Source organism: Streptomyces sp. JB150, from assembly GCF_011193355.1.
Classification (GTDB): domain Bacteria; phylum Actinomycetota; class Actinomycetes; order Streptomycetales; family Streptomycetaceae; genus Streptomyces.
This window is the reverse complement of record NZ_CP049780.1, coordinates 276,671-295,595: the sequence shown is the minus strand read 5'-3', so window position 1 is coordinate 295,595 and position 18,925 is coordinate 276,671. Positions and strand designations below refer to the sequence as shown.

Here is an 18,925-nt window from a genome sequence, read left to right as displayed (position 1 = left end):
CGCTCCGCACCGCCGACGCTGGACTCCGCACCGCCGGCGCCGGACTCCCCACCCCCGACGGCGCACAGCAGGCGCGGACCGCGTACGTGCGCCTGCCCTCGCGCAGATCGGTGCCGACCGGCTTGCCCGTGACCTCCGGGTCACCGAAGAGGTCCAGGTAGTCGTCGCGCATCTGCCCGCAGACCCCACCAGCCGGGCGTAGTGCCGCAGTTCTGCCGCGTGGCGCCCCGGCTGCGCGCCGGCGGCCAGCAGCCCCAGCTCCATGGGGCCAGCAGCGAATAGCGGGCCGACTTGTAGTCCGCCACCGCGTGCAGGACCTCCTCGTCCGGTGGACCGGCGGTGAAGTCCCGCTCCAGATCGACGATCTGCCCGACGAACGTGTCCACCGCCCCCGGGTCCGCGCCTCGACCATGGCGTGCCGCACGGGCAGCGGCGCGTCGGAGTCGAGGAGGACGCGCAGGGACAGCGCCGGCGCCAGGTCCCCCCGCCAGGACGGCCAGACCGAGCGCGGTCCGCGGATGCCCGGGGAACCGCTCGCGGTAGGCCTGGTGGGTGCTCGGGCCGCCCCGGCGGACGGGGCTGTCGTCGACGATGTCGTCGTGGATCAGCCCATGGGTCTGCAGCAGCTCGACGCTCAGCGCGGCCGCGTCCAGCCCCGCGACGGGACCTGCCGTCACCAGGCGCGCCGCCTCGTACAGGAGCGCCACCCGCATCCGCTTGCCGCCGCGCGGCGACAGCTCCCGCAGCAGCCCCACGCACTCGGGCGCGAAGCGGCTGAACCCCGGTGCGTCCAGGGTCGCGGCCAGCGTGTCGAAGTAGGCGGCGAACCGCGCGTTGAAGCGGCTCTCGTACCCGGCGACGCGGGCCCTCGTCTCCTCGACGGGATCAGCGGTGTCGGCCATGGCGCCCGAACCTGCACGCCGGTCGCGGCCGGGGCCCGTCCCGGCCCCGCGGAGGCGGCGGGTAGGGTGCGCGGGACAGTCCGGCATGATCGTCCCGAGGGGGGACCCCTTTCATGGCATTCCGCAAGTTCCTGAGCTCGCTCGGCATCAACGCGCCCGAGGTCGACACCGTGCTGGCCACCTCCACGGTCCGTCCCGGCGACGTCCTGGAGGCCACCGTCCACCTGCGCGGCGGCGGCGCGGACGTGGAGGTGGAGCGGCTGCGGCTGGACGTGGTGACGCGCGCGGAGGACCGCGAGCAGTCGGAGACGGGCTGGGACAACCCGTTCACCATCGTCTCCGAGACCCTGAACGGCCCGCTGACCCTGCACGCGGGCGAGCAGCGCACCGAGCGGATCGCGATCCGGCTGCCGTGGGAGATGCCGCTCACCCATGTGCTGGGCGGCCGGCGGCTGCGCGGCGCGCGCGTGGCCGTGCGCACCGAGCTGGCCATCGACAACTCCGTGGACAAGGGCGACTTCGACGAGTTCCAGGTCCACGCCCTGCCCGCCCAGGACGCGATCCTCCAGGCCTACGTCGACCTCGGCTTCCGCTTCGACGAGGCCGAGGTGAAGCTGGGCACGCCCAGGGGCGGGGAGAACTCCAAGGTCGGCTACTGGCAGGAGATCGAGACCTGGTTCCCGCGCGAGTACGGCCGGGGCGACGGCCAGCTGGAGTCGGTGTTCGTGGCCCGCCCCGACTCGCTCGACCTGATCACCGGTTCGTCCGGCCCGCACCTGTTCACCTACGCCGACCTGGACCAGGCCGCCTGGACCAAGCGCATCGACGAGCACATGCGCGCCACCTTCCTGCGCTGACGCGTCGGAGCGCGGCGGCCGGTCCGGTCATACGGGCCGGCCCGCCACACCGTCGCCCTCGCCCAGGGCCAGCCCGAACAGGGAACCGGCCGCGGCGGTGAGCCCGCCCGCGCACGCGCCTGCCGTATCGGCGGGAACGCCCATCCGCCGCAGTACGCCGCAGACGGCGTCCTCCAGCAGGACGAACCGCGCGACCAGCGACCGCGGCCCCGCCGCGCCGCCCCGGCCGCTGCCGGCGACGGCGGTCAGCACCTCGTGGGCGCGCTGCTGCAGATCCGCCAGCGGCTGCCAGGCGTCGGCCTGCCGCCCCGCCGCGAGCGGACCGGTGAGCGCCTGGTGCAGCCGCGTGCCCAGATCCGCGTGCCAGGCCGCCAGCGTGCCGGTCAGCTCCGCCCGCAGGCCGTCCAGACACATCCCGAGGACGACCGCGCCCGTGGCGACGTCCACCGGCGCCGGACGTCTGCCCCCGGACGCCCGGGACGCGGACGGACGCGCGCGCACGCCCAGGTAGTCGCGCAGGACGACGGGCATGACCTCGGCGTCGGCGGCCGGCTCCGCCCGGTCGGCGGGCACCAGGACCGAGCGCACGGGGGTCAGACAGCGCGCGGCCTGCTCGGCGGCCGCGCGGCACGCGTGATCAGTGGGCACGGGACGTACTGCTCCTTCCACGGCTCTCCCCGCGCCGCGGTCCGGGTGACGGCCGGTGGGCGCCGAAACGTCCGGTCCGCGCGGGGTGATGAGGTACACGGCCGCCGTGGCCCCTTGGTTCACCTCCGCCCCAGGCTTGATCCCCGCCCGGCCCTCACGCGCGCGCCCGCCGCTCGTCCCGGGACCGGACGGCCGTATGCCCCACCGCCGCCGCCAGTTTGCGCAGCCGCCGCCAGTCCAGGCGGGGCGGCGGGTCGAAGAGGCCGGGCCGTTCGCGGGGGACGCGGACGCGCAGCGCGCGCCGTTCGATCCGGCAGCGGACCGGGGTGGGCAGCACCACGGCCTCACCGTCGAGCCCGGCCTCCACCTCGGGCGTGTCGGCGTCCACGATCACGTCGTGCGAGGTCGTCGTGAGCCGGCCCCGCGGGGCCAGGAACAGCTCGGCCGCCTCGATCGCGTTGTCGACCTTCACGGCGACCACCCCGAGCCGGCCGGAGTCCAGCCGGGGGCGCCGGCCGAAGCCGAACGGATCGTCCAGCCGGTACGGGTTGTTGCTGACCAGGAGGGCCTGCGGGTCGGCGATCGTCCTGCGGCCCACCGTCGCCGTCAGGCGCGGGCCGCGCTGCCGGGTCAGCAGCTCGGGCAGCAGCTCGAGCGCCGTACCGACCTTGTCGTCGCGGTAGCCGGGGCTCTGCACGACCGTCCCGTACACGCCGAACGAGGCGTTGTTCACGAACGGCCGGTCCCCGGCGAAACACAGGTCCACGCGGACCTCCACACCGTCGGTCAGCGCGTCCAGGCCGGCCGCCGGGTCGTCGCGGTCCAGGCCCAGGTCCATCGCGAAGTGGTTGCGGGTACCCGCCGAGATCACCATGAACGGCAGACCGTGCTCCGCCGCCACGGCCGCCACCAGCGCCTGGGTTCCGTCGCCCCCGCCCACCCCGAGCAGGTCGGCGCCGTCGGCGACGGCCGCCCTGGCCAGCGCGACCACGTCCTGCCGCTCGTCCGGATCGAGCAGCACCACCCGCGCGCCGAGCCGCTCGGCCTTCTCCCGCAGCGCGAACTTCTCCACCTTCCCGCCGCCCGAACGGGGGTTGAGCAGAAGGAAGGGGCGCCGCGGGGGAGGAGTGCGGTACTCCCGGGCCCGCGCGCTCCGCAGCCCCGTGGTGCGCAGCGCGTACCGGCCGCTCCCCACGGCCGCCGACCACAGCAGCGCGGACGCCACGACCACCCACAGCAGGTTCGCCCGCGCGAAGAGCGTGACCACCGTGACGGGCGTGAGCAGCGCGAGCGTCGCCGCCGCCAGCCGTGTCGCGCCCCGGCGCGACAGCGTCCACCACAGCGCGGCGAACGTCACGACCAGGCCCGCGAACCCCGCCACGAGCAGCAGCAGGCCGCGGACACCCCCCTCCACCAGCGGCAGCAGCAGTGCCGCGGCCGCGGCCAGCAGCGAGGCCCTGGCCGCCCAGGACTGACGGCGATGCGCCCACTCCCTGACCACCGGTATCACTCGTCTCCTCCCCCTGACGCCGCCGGACCCCTCCCGGCGGTCGTCGTCCTCCCGTTCACTTCCCCGAAAACGGCGACAGCCCACGGGCGTACGGCGTCGGAGGCGGCCGCGCGGGCGGCGCTCCCGGCGACGCGTCCCTCCGTGCGGGTCTGCGCACGGTACGGGCCCCGCGCACCGTCCCACGGGCGCGGGTCTGCGGGAGGTGAAGGAGGCTGTCGACCGGACGCCGACGGGCTGACCCGGCCGGCGCGCAATCCCAGCAGCGAGCGGGACCGTGCTCCGCGCCGCGGACGCCCGGGCTGCGCGTGGCCGGGCCGGGTGGCGCTCAGCGGCCGGCCGACAGCGCGTCGAGCACGTCGCCGAGCCACGCGCGCCGGGCCCGCCTGGCGCGGTGGGCGAGGCGGGAGTCGGGGGCCAGGCCGTCGAAGCCGTGGCAGCCGCCGGGCCAGACGTGCAGCTCGCACGGCACCCCGCACTGCCACAAACGCCCCGCGTAGGCGACGGTCTCGTCGCGGAAGGTCTCCGCCGAGCCCGCGTCGAGGTAGGCCGGGGGCAGGCCGGACAGGTCGCGGGCGCGCGCGGGGGCCGCGTACGGGGAGACGTCCGCCCCGCCGGCGTTGCCGTCCAGCAGGGCGTTCCAGGCCGTGGCGTTGGAGACCCGGTCCCACATGCCCAGCCCCTCCATCTGCCGGCCGGAGCAGGTGCGGTCGCGGTCGTCGAGCATCGGGGACAGCAGCATCTGCGCCGCCGGTACGGGGCCGCCCCGGTCGCGGGCCAGCAGCGTCAGGCCCGCGGCGAGACCGCCGCCCGCGCTCGCGCCCACCACGACCAGCCGCTCCGGGTCCCCGCCCAGGTCCGCGGCGTGCCGCGCCGTCCACACCAGGCCCGCGTAACAGTCCTCCAGCGGTGCCGGGTGGGGATGCTCCGGAGCCAGCCGGTACTCCACCGACACGGTCACCGTGCGCAGCGACCGCGTCCAGGTCAGGACGTCCGGGGCGAGATGCCGCCGGCCGCCCGCGACCATGCCGCCGCCGTGCAGGTGGTACAGCACCGGAAGTCCCGCGCCCGGCCCCGCGTCCGCCGGGCGGCCGATCAGCAGTGTCACCTCCGGACCGCCGGGCGCCCCGGACACCGTGCGCTCCTCCCACGTCAGGTCCCCGCCGCACCGCAGCGCATCGTCGCCGGGCGCGCCCGCCGCCACGGCCGCCCGGACCTCCGGGATGGCCCCCGGAGTGAGCGGCGGCTGCTCGCCCAGGGCCTCCAGCACGGCCGCCACCTCCGGATCGAAGGGAACGGGCGGCGGGACGGCCGCGGTGAGCGACCGGGGCTCGGGACTCGTCATGTGACCCCTCTCCGGACGAGACGACGAGACGACGTGACCTACGGGACGCCGGTACGGCCGGCCATCCGGCCAATCCCGGCCCATCCGGCCCGTGACCGCAACCGAACCGAACCGTGGCCGAACCCTGGCCGAGCCCTCGGCCGGAACCTGCTCCGGCAGCGGCGCCGTCCGCCGTCCCACCGAAGCCTGTGCCCCGGACCGGGCCCCGGCATCCGTCGCCGCCGGCGATGCATCGCGCCGCCCGCCCCGCTGATCGACTCGGCACCGGTCCGAACTCGGGGCCCGCCCCGGTGGCGTGCGCCGCGTGGATGGGTCGATGACGGAGGGTACGACCGAGAAGGTGAACGATCACGAGCGATCGTGAGCCGAACGAAGCTCGTCCCTCATCAGAGCAGGCCTCCGCCGAGGCGCGTGTGTCCGCTCCGGCGGCCATGCGCAGTGCGCTGGAGCAGCTCAGCGAGCTGCTCGGCCGGGTACCGGAATCCGTCTCCTCCCTCAAGCCCACCGAGCAGGGCTGGGAGACCCAGGTGGAAGGCCTGGAACTGGAACGCATCCCCGAGACGACCAGCGTGATGGCCAGCTACCAGGAGCGGCTCGGGCTGACGCTGGTGCTGCTGCACGACCGGATGTCGGAGCTGTGCGACCGCTACGGCCTCACCCTGGAAGACCTCAACATCGACCTGGGACCGCTCGGCCCCCTGCTCCCGCCTCCGCGAGCGCGACGCCCCGAGGCGTGACCCGATTACCTCTCAGGTCATCGACTGACCACCCCGGCGGATGGAAGGGTTACAGGCACACGCAGCCCAGCCCGACCGGAAGGACCGCCATGACCGCCTACATCATCGGCCACCTGCGCGACGCCGCCCCGCACGTGGAGATCGCCGAGTACATGGAGCGCATCACCGCCACCTTCGAGCCCTACGGCGGCCGCTTCCTGGTGCACGGCGCGACGCACGAGACGAAGGAGGGCACCTGGCCCGGGGCGGTCGTGATGATCGGCTTCCCCACCCTCGCGGACGCGCGGGCGTGGTGGGACTCGCCCGCCTACCGGGAGATCGCGCCCCTGCGTACCCGGCACATCGAGGGGGACATCATCCTGGTCGAGGGAGTGCCGGACGGATACGACCCGGCGACCACCGCCAAGGCGATACGCGACGCTCTGTGAGCCCATCGGCGGGCGAAGGTCTAGACCTTGACGCGTTCATGATGGGGCGCTAGCTTTCCCGGCCACAGCGCCATTCACGTCAGCGTGAGCTGATCACATACATGAACGTGATGTGTCGTCAGAAAGGCAACCCCCATGCCTGGAAGAGTCCTGAGACCCGCCCTGCTCGCGGTGGCCGGCGCCCTGCTGGCCGGTGCCCTCGCGGCACCGGCCACGGCCGCCCGGCCCGCCTCCACCAGCCCCGCTGCCGCCGCCGTCCCGGCCGCGCAGGCCGCCCCCGCCGTGTTCACCCACCCCGGCGTCGGCGTCAGCCGCGCCCAGCTCGACACCATGCGCGCCCGGGTCACCGCGGGCGCCGCCCCGCAGGCCGGGGCCTTCAGCCAGATGATGAGCTCGCGCTACGCCTCCCTCTCGTACACGCCCCACCCGCGCGCCGTCGTCGAGTGCGGCTCCTACTCCAACCCCGACTACGGCTGCACGGACGAGCGCGAGGACGCCATCGCCGCGTACACCCACGCGCTCGCCTGGTACGTCACGCGGGACGCCGTCCACGCCCGCAAGGCGATTCAGATCATGGACGCCTGGTCGGCCACCGTCCGGGACCACACCAACAGCAACGCGCCGCTCCAGACCGCCTGGGCGGCCTCCTCCTGGCCCAAGGCCGCCGAGATCATCAAGCACGTCTACGGCGACTGGCCGAACGCCGGCCGCTTCGCCACCATGCTGCGCACCGTCTACTACCCGGAGATCCAGAACGGCTCGAACTCCAACGGCAACTGGGAGTTGAGCATGATCCAGGCCATCATGGGCATCGGGGTCTTCCTCGACGACAAGGCGATCTACGACCGGGCCGTCGCGCTCTACCGCAACCGCGTCCCCGCGTACGTCTACCTGACCTCCGACGGCGCCCTGCCGCGCACCAAGCCGGGCGACGGACGTGACACCCGCGACGAGATCATCGCCTACTGGCACGGCCAGACCACCTTCGTCAACGGCCTCTCCCAGGAGACCTGCCGCGACTTCACGCACACCGGCTACGGCATCGCCGCCATGGCCCAGGTCGCCGAGACCTCACGCATCCAGGGCCAGGACCTCTACCCCGAGTTCGGCGAGCGGATCCGGCACGCCCTCGGCTTCCACGCCACGTACGAACGGAACCAGCCGCCGTCCTGGCTCTGCGGCGGCACCGTCACGCGCGGCCTCGGCCCGGTCACCGAGGTCGGCTACAACGCCCTGCACAACCGCCTCGGCCACGCCATGACCAACACGGAGACATACACCCTGGCCCGCCGCCCCATGGGCACGAACAACCTCTTCGTCGCCTGGGAGACGCTGACGCACGGCGACAACGTCTCCTGACTCCCGCACGCGTCCTCCCCGGCGCGTTGACGCGCCGCCGACCGCCCTCCCCCACCCCACGGCTGCCCTCTGTGAATACTCGCCGCCCATGAGACGCAAGCCGCAGTGGCGGCCGTGGGTGATCGGGCTGGTCGGTGTCGCGGCGCTGGTCACGGTGGTGGCGCTGGTGGTCGGCACGGGCGCGGGAGGCCGCGGCGGCCTCGCTGAGCGTGCTGATCTCCCGCCGGGGCGGGGCTGCTGAGCTGGTCGTGGCACCGCACCCGGCCCGCGACTCCCGCGACCCGCACCGAGCTGGAGCAGGCCGCGGACGCGCTGGCGGCGATGGTGCGCCGCCAGTGGACCGAGGAGGCCGCCGCCCAGGACGTGCTCGATCCCCACCCGCTCGCGGTGCGCTGGCGCAGCGCCCAGGCCGAGGCCGGTGATGACGTGCGGATGGTGGGGCGCACCGGCGTTGGTGATCCTGACGAGGGCGTCGAGGAGGTGGTGCTGGAGGGTGCCCGACCCGCGCCGCAGCGCCGCCGCCGGCTGGCACCCGGGCGACGCCCACACTGCGCTCGCCTTCCTCGCCTCCCACATCAAACGGCAGGGCACGGACGACATCGCCTGGTGGGAGCTGCACCGCGCACTGCGCCCCGACCCCGCGGGGCCGCTGTCCGGGCCGGTGGCCGGGGCGGTGATCGGACTGGGCGCGGGGTGCACGGCAGCCGAGTACTTCCACTGGATCCTCTCGCCGCTCGCGCGGTCCGGCTGCTTCCCGGCCGTCACCCTCGCGACGGCACTCGCGGCGACGGCGACGATCCGGCTGGCCCGGGTGCCCGACACCACCGGCCAGGCGGGCGCGTCGCCCGGCCCGGGACCCGCACCGCGCGACCGCCGACCACCCCGACCCCTGGCCCAGACCGGGCGCCGCCTGGCCACCGGATGCGCCGTCGTGTTGCCGCTCTCGGCGGGAGTGGGAGCGGTGACGGAACACTGGGCGCGGACCGTCGCACGGGCGCCCAGGGGCTTCCCGGTGGGGGTGGCGCCGTACACCGGCCTCAAAGCGGCCGCCGCCTGGACGCTGTTCTTCGCGCTGCTCGCCCCCGGCGTGCTGGGCCTCTCGCTGCTGCGCCGCCGCGGCGGCCGTCCCGCGCGCCACGTGGGACGCGGCCCGGCCCGGGTGCGCAGAGTCCTCGCGTTCTTCCTGCTTTTCTGGCTGGGCGCCCAACTCTCCGGCTCGCTGGCTTTCCTGTCCATCCGGCAGGTGACGGGGCGTCCGCCGGCGGAGGTCACTTTGATGGACCCGGCCGGAGGCTCCCCCCGCCCGACCCCACTGGACTTCCGCGCCCCCCGACGCCTGCCGTCACGGTTGAGGCGGACCTGGCGGACAGCACCGACCCGGCCGTCCACACCTTCGGCCGCTCGCTGCTGACCCCGGAGGCGAACCTGTCGGTCGGGCTCGCCGCCGGGCTCCTGGCCGTCGCCGGCACCGCCTGGTTCGCCTACCGCGAGACCGGCCTGCGGCTCGCCGCGGCCCGGCGGCTGCCGCGCCACCCGCTCGTGTTCATGGAGGACGCGCGACTGCTGAGCGTCCTGCGCCGCGTCGGGCCCGTCTACCAGTTCTGCCACGCCGCGTTCCAGGACCGCGTCGTCACCGGCGTCGGCGCCGCGCCCGTTCCCCGACAAGGGTGAACGGCCGGCCGAAGCCGCCGCCGGTGTACGCCGTCCGGGTGGATTCACCAGTCGTCAGGACTTCCGCGGTTGCGGAAAGGAAGGCTCGTCTGCGTGACTCTTCTGCCCCTTCGCCCCTCGGCGGTACTGTCCGGCACCGCCACTGTCCTGTCCCTGGTGGCCACCCTCCTCGTCGGCGGCGCGACACCGGCCGCCGCACTGGACAAACCCGTCGTCGGCGGCCCGGTGTTCAACAACCCGCTGGGTACGCCGGCACAGCGCGAGGCGATCTTCACCCAGCTGCTGCGGCTGATCGAGGCGACCCCCACCGGCGCCGAGATCCGCGGCTCCGTCTACGAGTTCGACGACCGGGACGTCGCCGACGCGCTGCTCGCCGCCCACCGCAGAGGCGTCGCCGTCAAGCTCGTCGTCGACGACTCGACCTACGTCGACGCCAACGGCGACGAGTACGTCAACCCCTCCTACCGTGCGCTGCGGGCCGGTCTGGGCACCCGGGACACCGCCCGCTCCTGGATCGTCGTCTGCGACGACAGGTTCGAGGACGCCGACGGAGTGGACGACGTCCAGCGCGGCTGCCTGAGCGTGGCCCCGCCGCCACCGGCGTACAACCACAACAAGTTCTTCACCTTCTCCCGCATCGGCCCCTTCGACGACGGCACCGGCTACACGAAGGTCGTCTTCCAGACCTCCTCGAACCTGTCCGACTGGTACAAGACCGAGTCCTTCAACGACGCCGTCACCTTCGCGAACGGCGCCGTGTACGACGGGTACGTGACCTACCACGACCGGCTCCGCCACGGCCGCACCCTCGCCCGCGGCGACAACACGGCGTACTTCTCCACCCCGTCCGGCTCCGCCTACCAGGCCGCCTTCTTCCCGCGCGGCGACACCTCGTACCACAACCCGGCCACCGACGACGTCGTGCAGACGCTCGACGGGGTCAGGTGCGGCTACACCGACGCGGGCGGCGCCCGGCGGGTCAGCGACATCCGCGTCCTCGTGTACAGCTTCTACCGCTCGCGCGTGCAGGTCGCCGACAAGCTGGCCGAGCTGCGGAGCCGGGGCTGCTGGATCGACCTGGTCTACGCCGAGAGCGACAGCACGATCACCTCCAGGCTGACCGCCGCCGGCATCCAGCACCGACGCTGCCGCATCCCCAACGGCCCCGGCATCGACGTCCGCCCGCACAACAAGCAGATCCTCATCGACGGCAGCCACAACGGCGACCTCACGCCGCGGGTCCTCACCGGCAGCGCCAACCTGACGGGCTCGTCACTGCGCTCGGCCGACGAGGCACTCGTACGGATCACCGGCGCCGGACACCACTCCCGGTACCTGAGCGAGTTCTACCGGATCCGCACCGCCTGCGGAGGCTGACGGGCGGCGGCCCCGCGCCGGCCCCCGCCGGGTTCTGCCGCCGACACGGCGAACCCGGCGGGTTAAGCGGGTGAAGACTGCGCCGCACCCCCGGCCCACCGGGCATGCATGGAGGTCGCGGCCGTATCCGGCCGACCCCCTCGGACCCGACCCGCCTGGAGGCGAGTGATGAACCAAAGAGCCGATCAAGCCGACCCCACGATCCATCAGGTGCCAGTCCTCATCGTCGGCGGTTCCCTGGTCGGCCTGTCGACCTCTCTGTTCCTGGGCCGGCTGGGGGTGCGGCACACGCTGGTGGAGCGTCATGCCGGTACCTCCATCCACCCCCGCGGCCGCGGCAACAACGTCCGGACGATGGAGCTGTTCCGGGTGGCCGGCGCCGAGCCGATGATCCGGCAGGCCGCCGCCACGCTGGCCGACAATCACGGCATCCTGCAGACCCCCACCCTGGTCGGCGACGCGGGGGAGTGGCTGTTCCGGGAGATCGACCCGGGCGGCGGCCTGGCCCGGTTCAGCCCCAGCTCGTGGTGCCTGTGCAGCCAGAACGACCTCGAGCCGGTCCTGCTCGACCGCGCCGCACAGCTCGGCGGCGACCTGCGCTACGCCACCGAACTGATGTCGTTCGACACCGACGCCACCGGCGTCACCGCCGTGGTCAAGAGCCGCGAGACCGGCGAGCACACCACCATCCGCGCGGAGTACCTCGTCGCCGCCGACGGCCCCCGCAGCCCCATCCGTGAGCAGCTCGGCATCGGCCAGAGCGGCCCCGGCGACCTGTTCCACAACATCAGCATCACCTTCCGCTCCCGTCGCCTCGCCGACATCGTGGGCGACCGCCACTTCATCGTCTGCTACCTGACCAACCCCGACGCCGACGGCGCGCTGCTGCCCGTGGACAACCGCGAGAACTGGGTGTTCCACGCCCCGTGGCACCCCGAGAACGGGGAAACCCTGGAGGAGTTCACCGATGAGCGGTGCATCGAGCACATCCGGCGCGCGGTCGGCGTCCCGGACCTGGACGTGGAGCTGACCGGCATGGCGCCCTGGCACGCCGCCGAGCGTGTCGCCCAGAGCTACGGGACGGGACGCGTGTTCCTGGCCGGCGACTCGGCCCACGAGATGTCCCCCACCGGGGCCTTCGGCTCCAACACCGGTATCCAGGACGCCCACAACCTCGCGTGGAAGCTGGCCGCCGTGCTCGGCGGCTGGGCGGGGGAGGGGCTGCTGGACACCTACGACGCCGAGCGCCGCCCGGTGGCGGAGGTGACCAGCGCGCGGGCCGCCGGACGGTCGGTCGAGCACAGTCACCCCGGCTTCGCCCCGCCGCCCGGCGTCGGTGGCGGTCCCGGCGGCGGCGGACCTCAGCGCGGCATCCTCAACGTGGCCCTCGGGTACCGCTACCCGCGCGGCGCCGTCGTCGGCACCGACCCGGCGGGCCCGGTCGTCCCGGAGAGCCTCGACCTGAGCGGTGAACCCGGCAGCAGGGCACCGCACTTGTGGCTGCGGCACCAGGGCGAGCGGATCTCCACCCTCGACCTCTACGAACGGTCACTGGTGCTGCTCAGCGACGCCGCGGCGGGAAGCGGCTGGCACGAAGCCGCTGTCCGCGTCGCGGCGAGCATGTCCGTCCCGCTCCTCTCCTACCGGGTGGGCAGTGGCCCGGACGCCGAGCTGACGCCCGAGGAGGGGGTGGACTGGAGCGCCTGCCACGGCACGACACCCGAGGGAGCCGTACTGGTCCGCCCCGACGGGTTCGTCGCCTGGCGGGCCCCCGGCCCGGTGTCCGACGCCGAGGCGGAACTCCGTCGCGTCCTGGGCGAGGTGCTGGACATCGCCTGACCCCTCCCGGAGGGCCGTGTCGCACCGGTGACGCGCCCGAGACGACCAGCGAACCGAGCCGGCCCGCACACCCCGCGGGCCGGCTCCTCGCATGTCCCACGTCCCCTCATCTGCGGCCCGCTCCGTCGCACTTGACGGGCGATCGGATGAACCGTTCACCCGACTGATCGCCCTGAGTAGCGGTGCCGGGCCGGCTGGCTGACGGTTGAGCATGTCGACGTCGAGTCAGGTCAGCCGTGCCAAGTGCCGGCTGCTCGACCGTCGGCGGAAGGAACCTCAGATGCGCTCTGCTCGCATGGCTGTGGCCGCCGCCGCCGCATCCGCCGCTCTCGCTCTCGCCGCCCCCGGCGCCTCCGCGGTCGGCTCCGACCACGATGACTCCTCCTACAGCAAGGAGCACACCAGCAAGGACGAGTCCTCGAAGGACTACGGCAAGGACGAGAGCAAGGAAGAGGACAAGGACTACGGCAAGGACGAGAGCAAGGAAGAGGACAAGGACAAGGACTACGGCAAGGAAGAGGACAAGGACCACGGCAAGGACAGCTCGTACGACTCCCCGCGTGGTGGCGTGCACACCGGCGGCGGTGCGCTGACCATGCTCAACGAGGACGAGTGGAACAAGGACTCCGGCTCCTCGAAGGACACCGAGGACAGCCACTCCTCGGACTCGGACAAGGACTCCTCGTACAAGGACTCGGACAAGGAGTACGAGAAGGACTCGGACAAGGACTACGAGAAGGACTCGGACAAGGACTACGAGAAGGACTCGGAGAAGGACTACGACAAGCCGCGCGGTGGCGTGCACACCGGCGGTGGCGCCCTGGTCATGGTCAACGAGGACGGCTGGGGCAGCAAGGACTCCGAGTCGTCGAAGGACAGCCACTCCTCGGGGTACAAGGACAGCGAGCACGGCAAGGACTCCTGGGGCGGCGGCCACGACAAGCCCCGCGGCGGGATGCACACCGGCGGCGGCGCCCTCGCCGCTCCGTCGGTGACCGCGGGCGGGCTGGGCGTGCTGGCCGCCGCCGGTCTCGGCCTCTACGTGGTGCGCCGTAAGAAGTCGGCCCAGAGCCTGGTCTGACCCATGCCCGGTGCGATAGCCGCTGCGGCCGCCACGCGCGCGTCGCGTGGCGGCCCGGCCGGCTCCGGCCGCCGTACCCCGTTCGCCCTCCCGCACTGCCCCCAGTGAGGTGGTTTTCCGATGGCATCCGGTCCGTCCGCCCCCGCCGACCAGGCAGCGCCCCCCACCGGGCCGAAACACCGCCTCGGCGTGATGGTGATGTGCGCCGCGGCGTTCCTGGTCATCCTCATGAACCCGGCGGAGGACGAGAAGACCATCGAGTCCCCCCGTCCGCCGCAGGCCGCGCCGGCCGGCGCGTCGGCCGGGGCCCCGACCCCGGCCGTCGAGAAGCGGGAAGAGCCCGCCCGCAAGCATCTGCCGCGATCGAGGCCCGTGCGCCTGCTCATTCCGAAGATCTCGGTCGACGCCCCCTTCACGGACCTCGCCGTCCTCCCCTCGGGCCAGCTGGAGGCCCCGCCCCCCGACGACACCAACCTGGTCGGGTGGCACGCCAAGGGGCCGTCGCCGGGGGAGATCGGCACCTCGATCATCGCCGGGCACGTCGACACGAAGACGTCGGCCGCCGTGTTCGTCGGGCTCAGCGCACTGGAGAAGGGCGACGTCTTCCACGTCAAGCGCGCCGACGGGCGCAAGGCGTCCTTCGTCATCGACCACGTGGAGACGTTCGAGAAGGACCGCTTCCCCAACGACCGTGTGTACGGCGACACGGGCCAGGCCCAGGTCCGGCTGATCACCTGTGCGGGTGACTACGACCGCCAGGCGAAGGACTACACGGAGAACCTCGTCGTCTTCGCCCACCTCATCTGAGCCCCGCCCCGCCTTTACCGGACCTGTGAGCGCAGCGGTCACCCGCGTAGTTCATACGAGTCGCGCTCCTCAGGGGACGGGCACAGGATCGAGAAACGCCGACGTCGCTCACCGTGACCGACGTTCACCCCCGCCCCTAGAAGGAGATGTGCGCAGGATGACCCTTACGTCCGAGCGTGTTTCGGGACCGCAGACCCGTCAGGTGTCGCAACGTGTCTCCCAGTCCGTGTTCGACGGCTCCAGGCTCCGTGTCGTCCTGCTCGTGGACGTCTACGACGGCGCTCAGCAGCAGTTCCTGGAGGCCTATGAGCACCTGTGCAGCCAGGTCACGTCCGTCCCCGGCCATGTGAGCGACCAGCTGTGCCAGTCCATCGAGAACCCCTCCCAATGGCTCATCACCAGTGAGTGGGAGAGCGCCCCGCCGTTCCTCACCTGGGTGAACAGCGAGGAGCACGTGCGGATGGTGGCACCGCTGCACAGCTGCGTCCGCGACACCAGGTCGCTTCGCTTCCACATCGTCCGCGAGACCGACGGCCCGGCGATGGACGTCGAACCGCGCAGGGGCCGGCTGCAGGCGGCGCCCAGGATCGGTGACGGTGTCATCCGTCACGCGCTCACCTTCACGGTCAGGCAGGGCAGCGAGGAGACCGTCGCGAAGATCCTCGCCGCCTACGCCTCGCCCGAGCCGCGCGTCGACGACACCACCCGGCTGTGCCGCACCTCCCTGTTCATGCACGGCAACCGCGTCGTGCGGGCCATCGAGGTGCGGGGCGACCTGCTCGCCGCGCTGCGCCACGTCTCCAAGCAGCCCGAGGTACGCGCCGTCGAGGAGGCCATCAACCCCCACCTGGAGCAGCGGCGGGAGCTCGACGACGGCGAGTCCGCCCGCGCCTTCTTCACCCGCGCGGCGCTGCCCGCCGTACACCATGTGACCGCCGGCCGGGAGACCCCGGACGCCGTGCGGAACGCGCTGTACTACCCGGCCCGCGAGGGCTGCGGCCTGCGGCTGGCCGAACTGCTCGCCCGGCAGGACGAGATGGCGGCGGACGATCCGCGCAGCCCGGTCCTGCGCAGCACCATCTTCCAGCGCGACGACGTCGTAATGCGGCTCATCGACGTCCAGGACGGGCCCGGCGCCGACCCCGCTCTCGTGCTCGGCTTCGGCGACCGCGGACAGGCGGCCGAGGTGACGGCACTGCTCGACGCGAAGGCGCTCGGCGTGGACGCCTCCACGCTGACCGAGGCCACCCCGGCCCGCCTGCTCACGCTCGCCCGTATGGAGCTCGTCACCGACCGCCGCGCGGAGACCGAGGTCTGATGCGTCAGCGCACGGCCGCGGCGGCCATGCCGCCGCGTCGATGCGGCACCCGATCGGAGGAAAGTCGTGATCAAAGCCAATCCCAGAATCGTGCATCTCAGCGAGGTCGAGCCCAACACCCGGCGCGGTGGCGACCTGCGCGCCATGCTCACCCCGGCCACGGTCGGCTCCACCAGCGGCTTCATGGGTGTGGCCATCGTGCAGCCCGGGGACCGCATCGGTGAGCACTACCACCCGTACTCGGAAGAGTTCATCTACGTCGTGTGCGGGCAGCTGGAGGTGGACCTGGACGGCGAACCCCACCCGCTCCAGCCCGAGCAGGGCCTGATGATCCCCGCCTACATGCGGCACCGCTTCCGCAACGTCGGCAACGTCGAGGCCAGGATCGTCTTCCACCTCGGTCCGCTGGCCCCGAGCCCGCCGCTCGGCCACGTCGACACCGAGGAGACCGACGCGGTTCCGGTCGCCGCCGACGCGGCCGTCGACGCCTCCGCCGGGGCCGCCGAACGTCAGGTCCGGTCATGACCAGGCGCGTGGCGGTCACCGGCATAGGCATCGTGGCCCCGGGCGGGATCGGCGTACCGGCGTTCTGGGACCTGCTGTCCCACGGGCGCACGGCGACGCGCGGCATCACCTTCTTCGACCCGTCCGGCCTGCGGTCGCGGATCGCCGCCGAGTGCGACTTCGACCCGGCCGCCCACGGACTGGACGCCGAGGAGGCCGCGCGCTGCGACCGGTACATCCAGTTCGCGCTGGTGGCCGCCGACGAGGCGGTGCGGGACTCCGGCCTCGACCTCTCCCGGGAGAACCCGTGGCGGGTCGGTGTCTCCCTGGGCACCGCGGTCGGCGGCACCACCCGCCTGGAACACGACTACGTGCTGGTCAGCAATCGCGGGCAGCGCTGGGACGTGGACCACCGCGAGGCGGAGCCGCATCTGCACCGCGCGTTCTCGCCCAGCACGCTCGCCTCGACCGTGGCGGAGCGGTTCGGGGCGAGCGGACCGGTGCAGACCGTCTCCACGGGCTGCACCTCCGGGCTCGACTCGATCGGCTACGCCTTCCACACGATCGAGGAGGGCCGGGCCGACGTGTGCATCGTCGGCGCCTCCGACTCGCCGATCTCGCCGATCACGATGGCGTGCTTCGACGCGATCAAGGCCACGTCCCCCAACAACGACGACCCCGCGCACGCGTCGCGCCCCTTCGACGCCGACCGCGACGGTTTCGTGATGGGGGAGGGCGGCGCCGTCCTCGTCCTGGAGGAGCTGGAGCACGCCCGGGCCCGCGGGGCCCGCGTGTACTGCGAGATCGGCGGCTACGCCACCTTCGGAAACGCCTACCACATGACCGGTCTGACCAGGGAGGGCCTGGAGATGGCCCGGGCCATCGAACTGGCCCTGGACCACGCCCGGCTCGACCCCACCGCGATCGACTACGTCAACGCGCACGGCTCGGGCACCCAGCAGAACGACCGGCACGAGACGGCCGCCGTCAAACGGGCCCTGGGACAGCACGCCTACGACACGCCCATGAGCTCCATCAAGTCCATGGTGGGCCACTCCCTCGGCGCCATCGGATCGATCGAGGTCGTCGCCTGCGTGCTGGCCCTCGCCCATCAGGTCGTACCGCCCACCGCGAACTACGAGACGCCGGACCCGGAGTGCGACCTGGACTACGTGCCGCGCGTCGCCCGCGAACGACGACTGGGCAGTGTGCTCTCCGTGGGCAGCGGGTTCGGCGGTTTCCAGTCCGCGGTGATCCTGACCCGGCCGAGGGAGAGAACACCATGAGCGAACCGCATCCACGGCGCGCGGCCGTCACCGGCATCGGCGTGGTCGCGCCCAACGGAACCACCACCGAGACCTTCTGGAAGGCCACCAAGGAAGGCATCAGCGTCCTGGACCGGGTCACCCGCGACGGATGCGAGCACCTGCCGCTGAAGGTCGCCGGCGAGATCCGTGAGTTCGAACCGTCGGCGGCCGTCGAGGAGCGCTTCCTCGTCCAGACGGACCGGTTCACGCACTTCGCGCTGGCCGCCGCCGACCTGGCCCTCGACGACGCGCGGCTCGCCCGCGCCGACATCGAGCAGGCGCCGTACTCCATCGGCGTCGTCACCGCGGCCGGCTCCGGCGGCGGCGAGTTCGGCCAGCGCGAGCTCCAGCAGCTGTGGGGCAAGGGCAGCCGCTACGTCGGGCCGTACCAGTCCATCGCCTGGTTCTACGCGGCCAGCACCGGCCAGATCTCCATCCGCCGCGGCTTCAAGGGACCCTGCGGGGTGGTCGCCGCCGACGAGGCCGGCGGTCTGGACGCCCTCGCCCACGCGGCGCGGTCCGTCCGGCGCGGCACCGACGTCGTCGTGGCCGGATCGACGGAGGCCCCACTGGCCCCCTACTCGGTGGTCTGCCAGCTCGGTTACCAGGAGCTGAGCACCGCCGACGACCCGGCCCGCGCCTACCGCCCGTTCACGTCGGCGGCGTGCGGATTCGTCCCCGCCGAGGGCGGCGCCGTACTCGTCGTGGAGGACGAGGCCACGGCGCTGGAGCGCGGTGCGCAGGTGCGGGCCCACCTGGCCGGGCACGCGTCGACCTTCACCGGCGCCTCCCGCTGGGAGCAGTCCCGCGAGGGACTGGCGCAGGCCATCCGCGGCGCCCTCGACGAGGCGTGCTGCGCCCCCGAGGAGATCGACGTGGTCTTCGCCGACGCGCTCGGCGTGCCCGACGCGGACCGCGCCGAGGCACTGGCCATCGCCGACGCCCTCGGTGCACACGGCCGGCAGGTGCCCGTCACCGCCCCCAAGACCGGTATCGGCCGCGGCTACTGCGCCGCCCCGGTGCTGGACACCGCGGCGGCGGTGCTCGCGATGGAACAGGGCGTCGTCCCGCCCACCCCCAACGTGTTCGACATCTGCCACGACCTCGACCTGGTGACCGGCCGGGCCCGCGCCGCCGAGCTGCGCACGGCCCTGGTCCTCAGCCGAGGCCTCATGGGATCGAACTCGGCCCTGGTGCTGCGCCGCGGCACCGCCGACGCCGCGCAGTGAGGCGTCACA

General features: G+C 73.1%; 19 protein-coding genes. 15 read left to right on the top strand and 4 right to left on the bottom strand.

The window, feature by feature from the left end:
* Positions 1 to 140: 140 nt before the first annotated feature.
* Complete coding sequence (locus tag G7Z13_RS01385; RefSeq protein WP_240926076.1) at positions 141 to 902, bottom strand: polyprenyl synthetase family protein; 762 nt, start codon at positions 900 to 902, stop codon at positions 141 to 143.
* Positions 903 to 1,015: 113 nt separating this feature from the next.
* Here G7Z13_RS01385 and G7Z13_RS01380 point away from each other — a divergent pair, with 113 nt between their 5' ends.
* Positions 1,016 to 1,759: a sporulation protein gene (locus G7Z13_RS01380; protein ID WP_165995245.1), complete on the top strand. Its 744-nt coding sequence runs from the start codon at positions 1,016 to 1,018 to the stop codon at positions 1,757 to 1,759.
* Between the two features lie 27 nt (positions 1,760 to 1,786).
* On the opposite strand, the gene G7Z13_RS01375 is transcribed toward G7Z13_RS01380, so the two are convergent.
* From G7Z13_RS01375 to G7Z13_RS01365, 3 genes are all read right to left on the bottom strand, one after another.
* Positions 1,787 to 2,407: a hypothetical protein gene (locus G7Z13_RS01375; RefSeq protein ID WP_165995244.1), complete on the bottom strand. Its 621-nt coding sequence runs from the start codon at positions 2,405 to 2,407 to the stop codon at positions 1,787 to 1,789.
* Between the two features lie 154 nt (positions 2,408 to 2,561).
* Entirely contained in the window at positions 2,562 to 3,917 is a 1,356-nt protein-coding gene (locus G7Z13_RS01370) for a diacylglycerol kinase family protein (RefSeq protein ID WP_165995243.1), read from the bottom strand.
* A 325-nt stretch (positions 3,918 to 4,242) separates the two neighbouring features.
* Positions 4,243 to 5,259, bottom strand: coding sequence for an alpha/beta hydrolase (locus G7Z13_RS01365; protein WP_165995242.1), 1,017 nt, complete (start codon positions 5,257 to 5,259; stop codon positions 4,243 to 4,245).
* Positions 5,260 to 5,606: 347 nt separating this feature from the next.
* Here G7Z13_RS01365 and gvpO point away from each other — a divergent pair, with 347 nt between their 5' ends.
* From gvpO to G7Z13_RS01305, 14 genes are all read left to right on the top strand, one after another.
* Entirely contained in the window at positions 5,607 to 5,996 is a 390-nt protein-coding gene (gene gvpO / locus G7Z13_RS01360) for a gas vesicle protein GvpO (protein WP_240926449.1), read from the top strand.
* A gap of 89 nt (positions 5,997 to 6,085) precedes the next feature.
* Positions 6,086 to 6,424, top strand: coding sequence for a DUF1330 domain-containing protein (locus G7Z13_RS01355; RefSeq protein WP_165995239.1), 339 nt, complete (start codon positions 6,086 to 6,088; stop codon positions 6,422 to 6,424).
* Between the two features lie 135 nt (positions 6,425 to 6,559).
* Entirely contained in the window at positions 6,560 to 7,783 is a 1,224-nt protein-coding gene (locus tag G7Z13_RS01350) for an alginate lyase family protein (RefSeq protein ID WP_165995237.1), read from the top strand.
* A gap of 88 nt (positions 7,784 to 7,871) precedes the next feature.
* Positions 7,872 to 8,024 carry a hypothetical protein gene (locus G7Z13_RS33450; protein WP_240926075.1) on the top strand — a complete coding sequence of 51 codons (153 nt, stop codon included), beginning with the start codon at positions 7,872 to 7,874 and terminating at the stop codon, positions 8,022 to 8,024.
* A 252-nt stretch (positions 8,025 to 8,276) separates the two neighbouring features.
* Positions 8,277 to 9,194, top strand: a complete 918-nt coding sequence (locus tag G7Z13_RS33445) for a hypothetical protein (protein WP_240926074.1) — start codon at positions 8,277 to 8,279, stop codon at positions 9,192 to 9,194.
* 134 nt (positions 9,195 to 9,328) lie between these two features.
* The gene (locus G7Z13_RS34000; RefSeq protein ID WP_277347379.1) at positions 9,329 to 9,454 is read left to right on the top strand and encodes a hypothetical protein; all 126 of its coding nucleotides are present in this window, start codon (positions 9,329 to 9,331) and stop codon (positions 9,452 to 9,454) included.
* 93 nt (positions 9,455 to 9,547) lie between these two features.
* The gene (locus tag G7Z13_RS01340; protein WP_240926073.1) at positions 9,548 to 10,831 is read left to right on the top strand and encodes a phospholipase D-like domain-containing protein; all 1,284 of its coding nucleotides are present in this window, start codon (positions 9,548 to 9,550) and stop codon (positions 10,829 to 10,831) included.
* Between the two features lie 168 nt (positions 10,832 to 10,999).
* The gene (locus tag G7Z13_RS01335) at positions 11,000 to 12,670 is read left to right on the top strand and encodes an FAD-dependent monooxygenase (protein ID WP_165995235.1); all 1,671 of its coding nucleotides are present in this window, start codon (positions 11,000 to 11,002) and stop codon (positions 12,668 to 12,670) included.
* Between the two features lie 280 nt (positions 12,671 to 12,950).
* Entirely contained in the window at positions 12,951 to 13,751 is an 801-nt protein-coding gene (locus tag G7Z13_RS01330) for a hypothetical protein (protein WP_165995233.1), read from the top strand.
* 120 nt (positions 13,752 to 13,871) lie between these two features.
* Positions 13,872 to 14,558, top strand: a complete 687-nt coding sequence (locus tag G7Z13_RS01325; RefSeq protein ID WP_165995231.1) for a class F sortase — start codon at positions 13,872 to 13,874, stop codon at positions 14,556 to 14,558.
* Positions 14,559 to 14,715: 157 nt separating this feature from the next.
* Positions 14,716 to 15,876 carry a SchA/CurD-like domain-containing protein gene (locus G7Z13_RS01320; RefSeq protein ID WP_165995230.1) on the top strand — a complete coding sequence of 387 codons (1,161 nt, stop codon included), beginning with the start codon at positions 14,716 to 14,718 and terminating at the stop codon, positions 15,874 to 15,876.
* A 66-nt stretch (positions 15,877 to 15,942) separates the two neighbouring features.
* Positions 15,943 to 16,401, top strand: a complete 459-nt coding sequence (locus G7Z13_RS01315; RefSeq protein ID WP_165995228.1) for a cupin domain-containing protein — start codon at positions 15,943 to 15,945, stop codon at positions 16,399 to 16,401.
* A complete protein-coding gene (locus G7Z13_RS01310; RefSeq protein WP_165995227.1) occupies positions 16,398 to 17,666 on the top strand; it encodes a beta-ketoacyl-[acyl-carrier-protein] synthase family protein in 1,269 nt (422 codons plus the stop codon). The genes G7Z13_RS01315 and G7Z13_RS01310 overlap by 4 nt, the downstream gene beginning before the upstream one ends.
* Positions 17,663 to 18,916, top strand: a complete 1,254-nt coding sequence (locus tag G7Z13_RS01305) for a ketosynthase chain-length factor (protein ID WP_165995225.1) — start codon at positions 17,663 to 17,665, stop codon at positions 18,914 to 18,916. The genes G7Z13_RS01310 and G7Z13_RS01305 overlap by 4 nt, the downstream gene beginning before the upstream one ends.
* The last annotated feature ends 9 nt before the right edge of the window (positions 18,917 to 18,925 follow it).

Excerpts from the sequence above, each read along its gene's own strand:
- G7Z13_RS01385 (WP_240926076.1), bottom strand. The coding sequence starts at position 902 with ATGGCCGACACCGCTGATCCCGTCGAGGAGACGAGGGCCCGCGTCGCC.
- G7Z13_RS01380 (WP_165995245.1), top strand. The coding sequence starts at position 1,016 with ATGGCATTCCGCAAGTTCCTGAGCTCGCTCGGCATCAACGCGCCCGAG.
- G7Z13_RS01365 (WP_165995242.1), bottom strand. The coding sequence starts at position 5,259 with ATGACGAGTCCCGAGCCCCGGTCGCTCACCGCGGCCGTCCCGCCGCCC.
- G7Z13_RS01355 (WP_165995239.1), top strand. The coding sequence starts at position 6,086 with ATGACCGCCTACATCATCGGCCACCTGCGCGACGCCGCCCCGCACGTG.
- G7Z13_RS01350 (WP_165995237.1), top strand. The coding sequence starts at position 6,560 with ATGCCTGGAAGAGTCCTGAGACCCGCCCTGCTCGCGGTGGCCGGCGCC.
- G7Z13_RS33450 (WP_240926075.1), top strand. The coding sequence starts at position 7,872 with ATGAGACGCAAGCCGCAGTGGCGGCCGTGGGTGATCGGGCTGGTCGGT.
- G7Z13_RS34000 (WP_277347379.1), top strand. The coding sequence starts at position 9,329 with ATGGAGGACGCGCGACTGCTGAGCGTCCTGCGCCGCGTCGGGCCCGTC.
- G7Z13_RS01335 (WP_165995235.1), top strand. The coding sequence starts at position 11,000 with ATGAACCAAAGAGCCGATCAAGCCGACCCCACGATCCATCAGGTGCCA.
- G7Z13_RS01330 (WP_165995233.1), top strand. The coding sequence starts at position 12,951 with ATGCGCTCTGCTCGCATGGCTGTGGCCGCCGCCGCCGCATCCGCCGCT.
- G7Z13_RS01325 (WP_165995231.1), top strand. The coding sequence starts at position 13,872 with ATGGCATCCGGTCCGTCCGCCCCCGCCGACCAGGCAGCGCCCCCCACC.
- G7Z13_RS01320 (WP_165995230.1), top strand. The coding sequence starts at position 14,716 with ATGACCCTTACGTCCGAGCGTGTTTCGGGACCGCAGACCCGTCAGGTG.
- G7Z13_RS01310 (WP_165995227.1), top strand. The coding sequence starts at position 16,398 with ATGACCAGGCGCGTGGCGGTCACCGGCATAGGCATCGTGGCCCCGGGC.
- G7Z13_RS01305 (WP_165995225.1), top strand. The coding sequence starts at position 17,663 with ATGAGCGAACCGCATCCACGGCGCGCGGCCGTCACCGGCATCGGCGTG.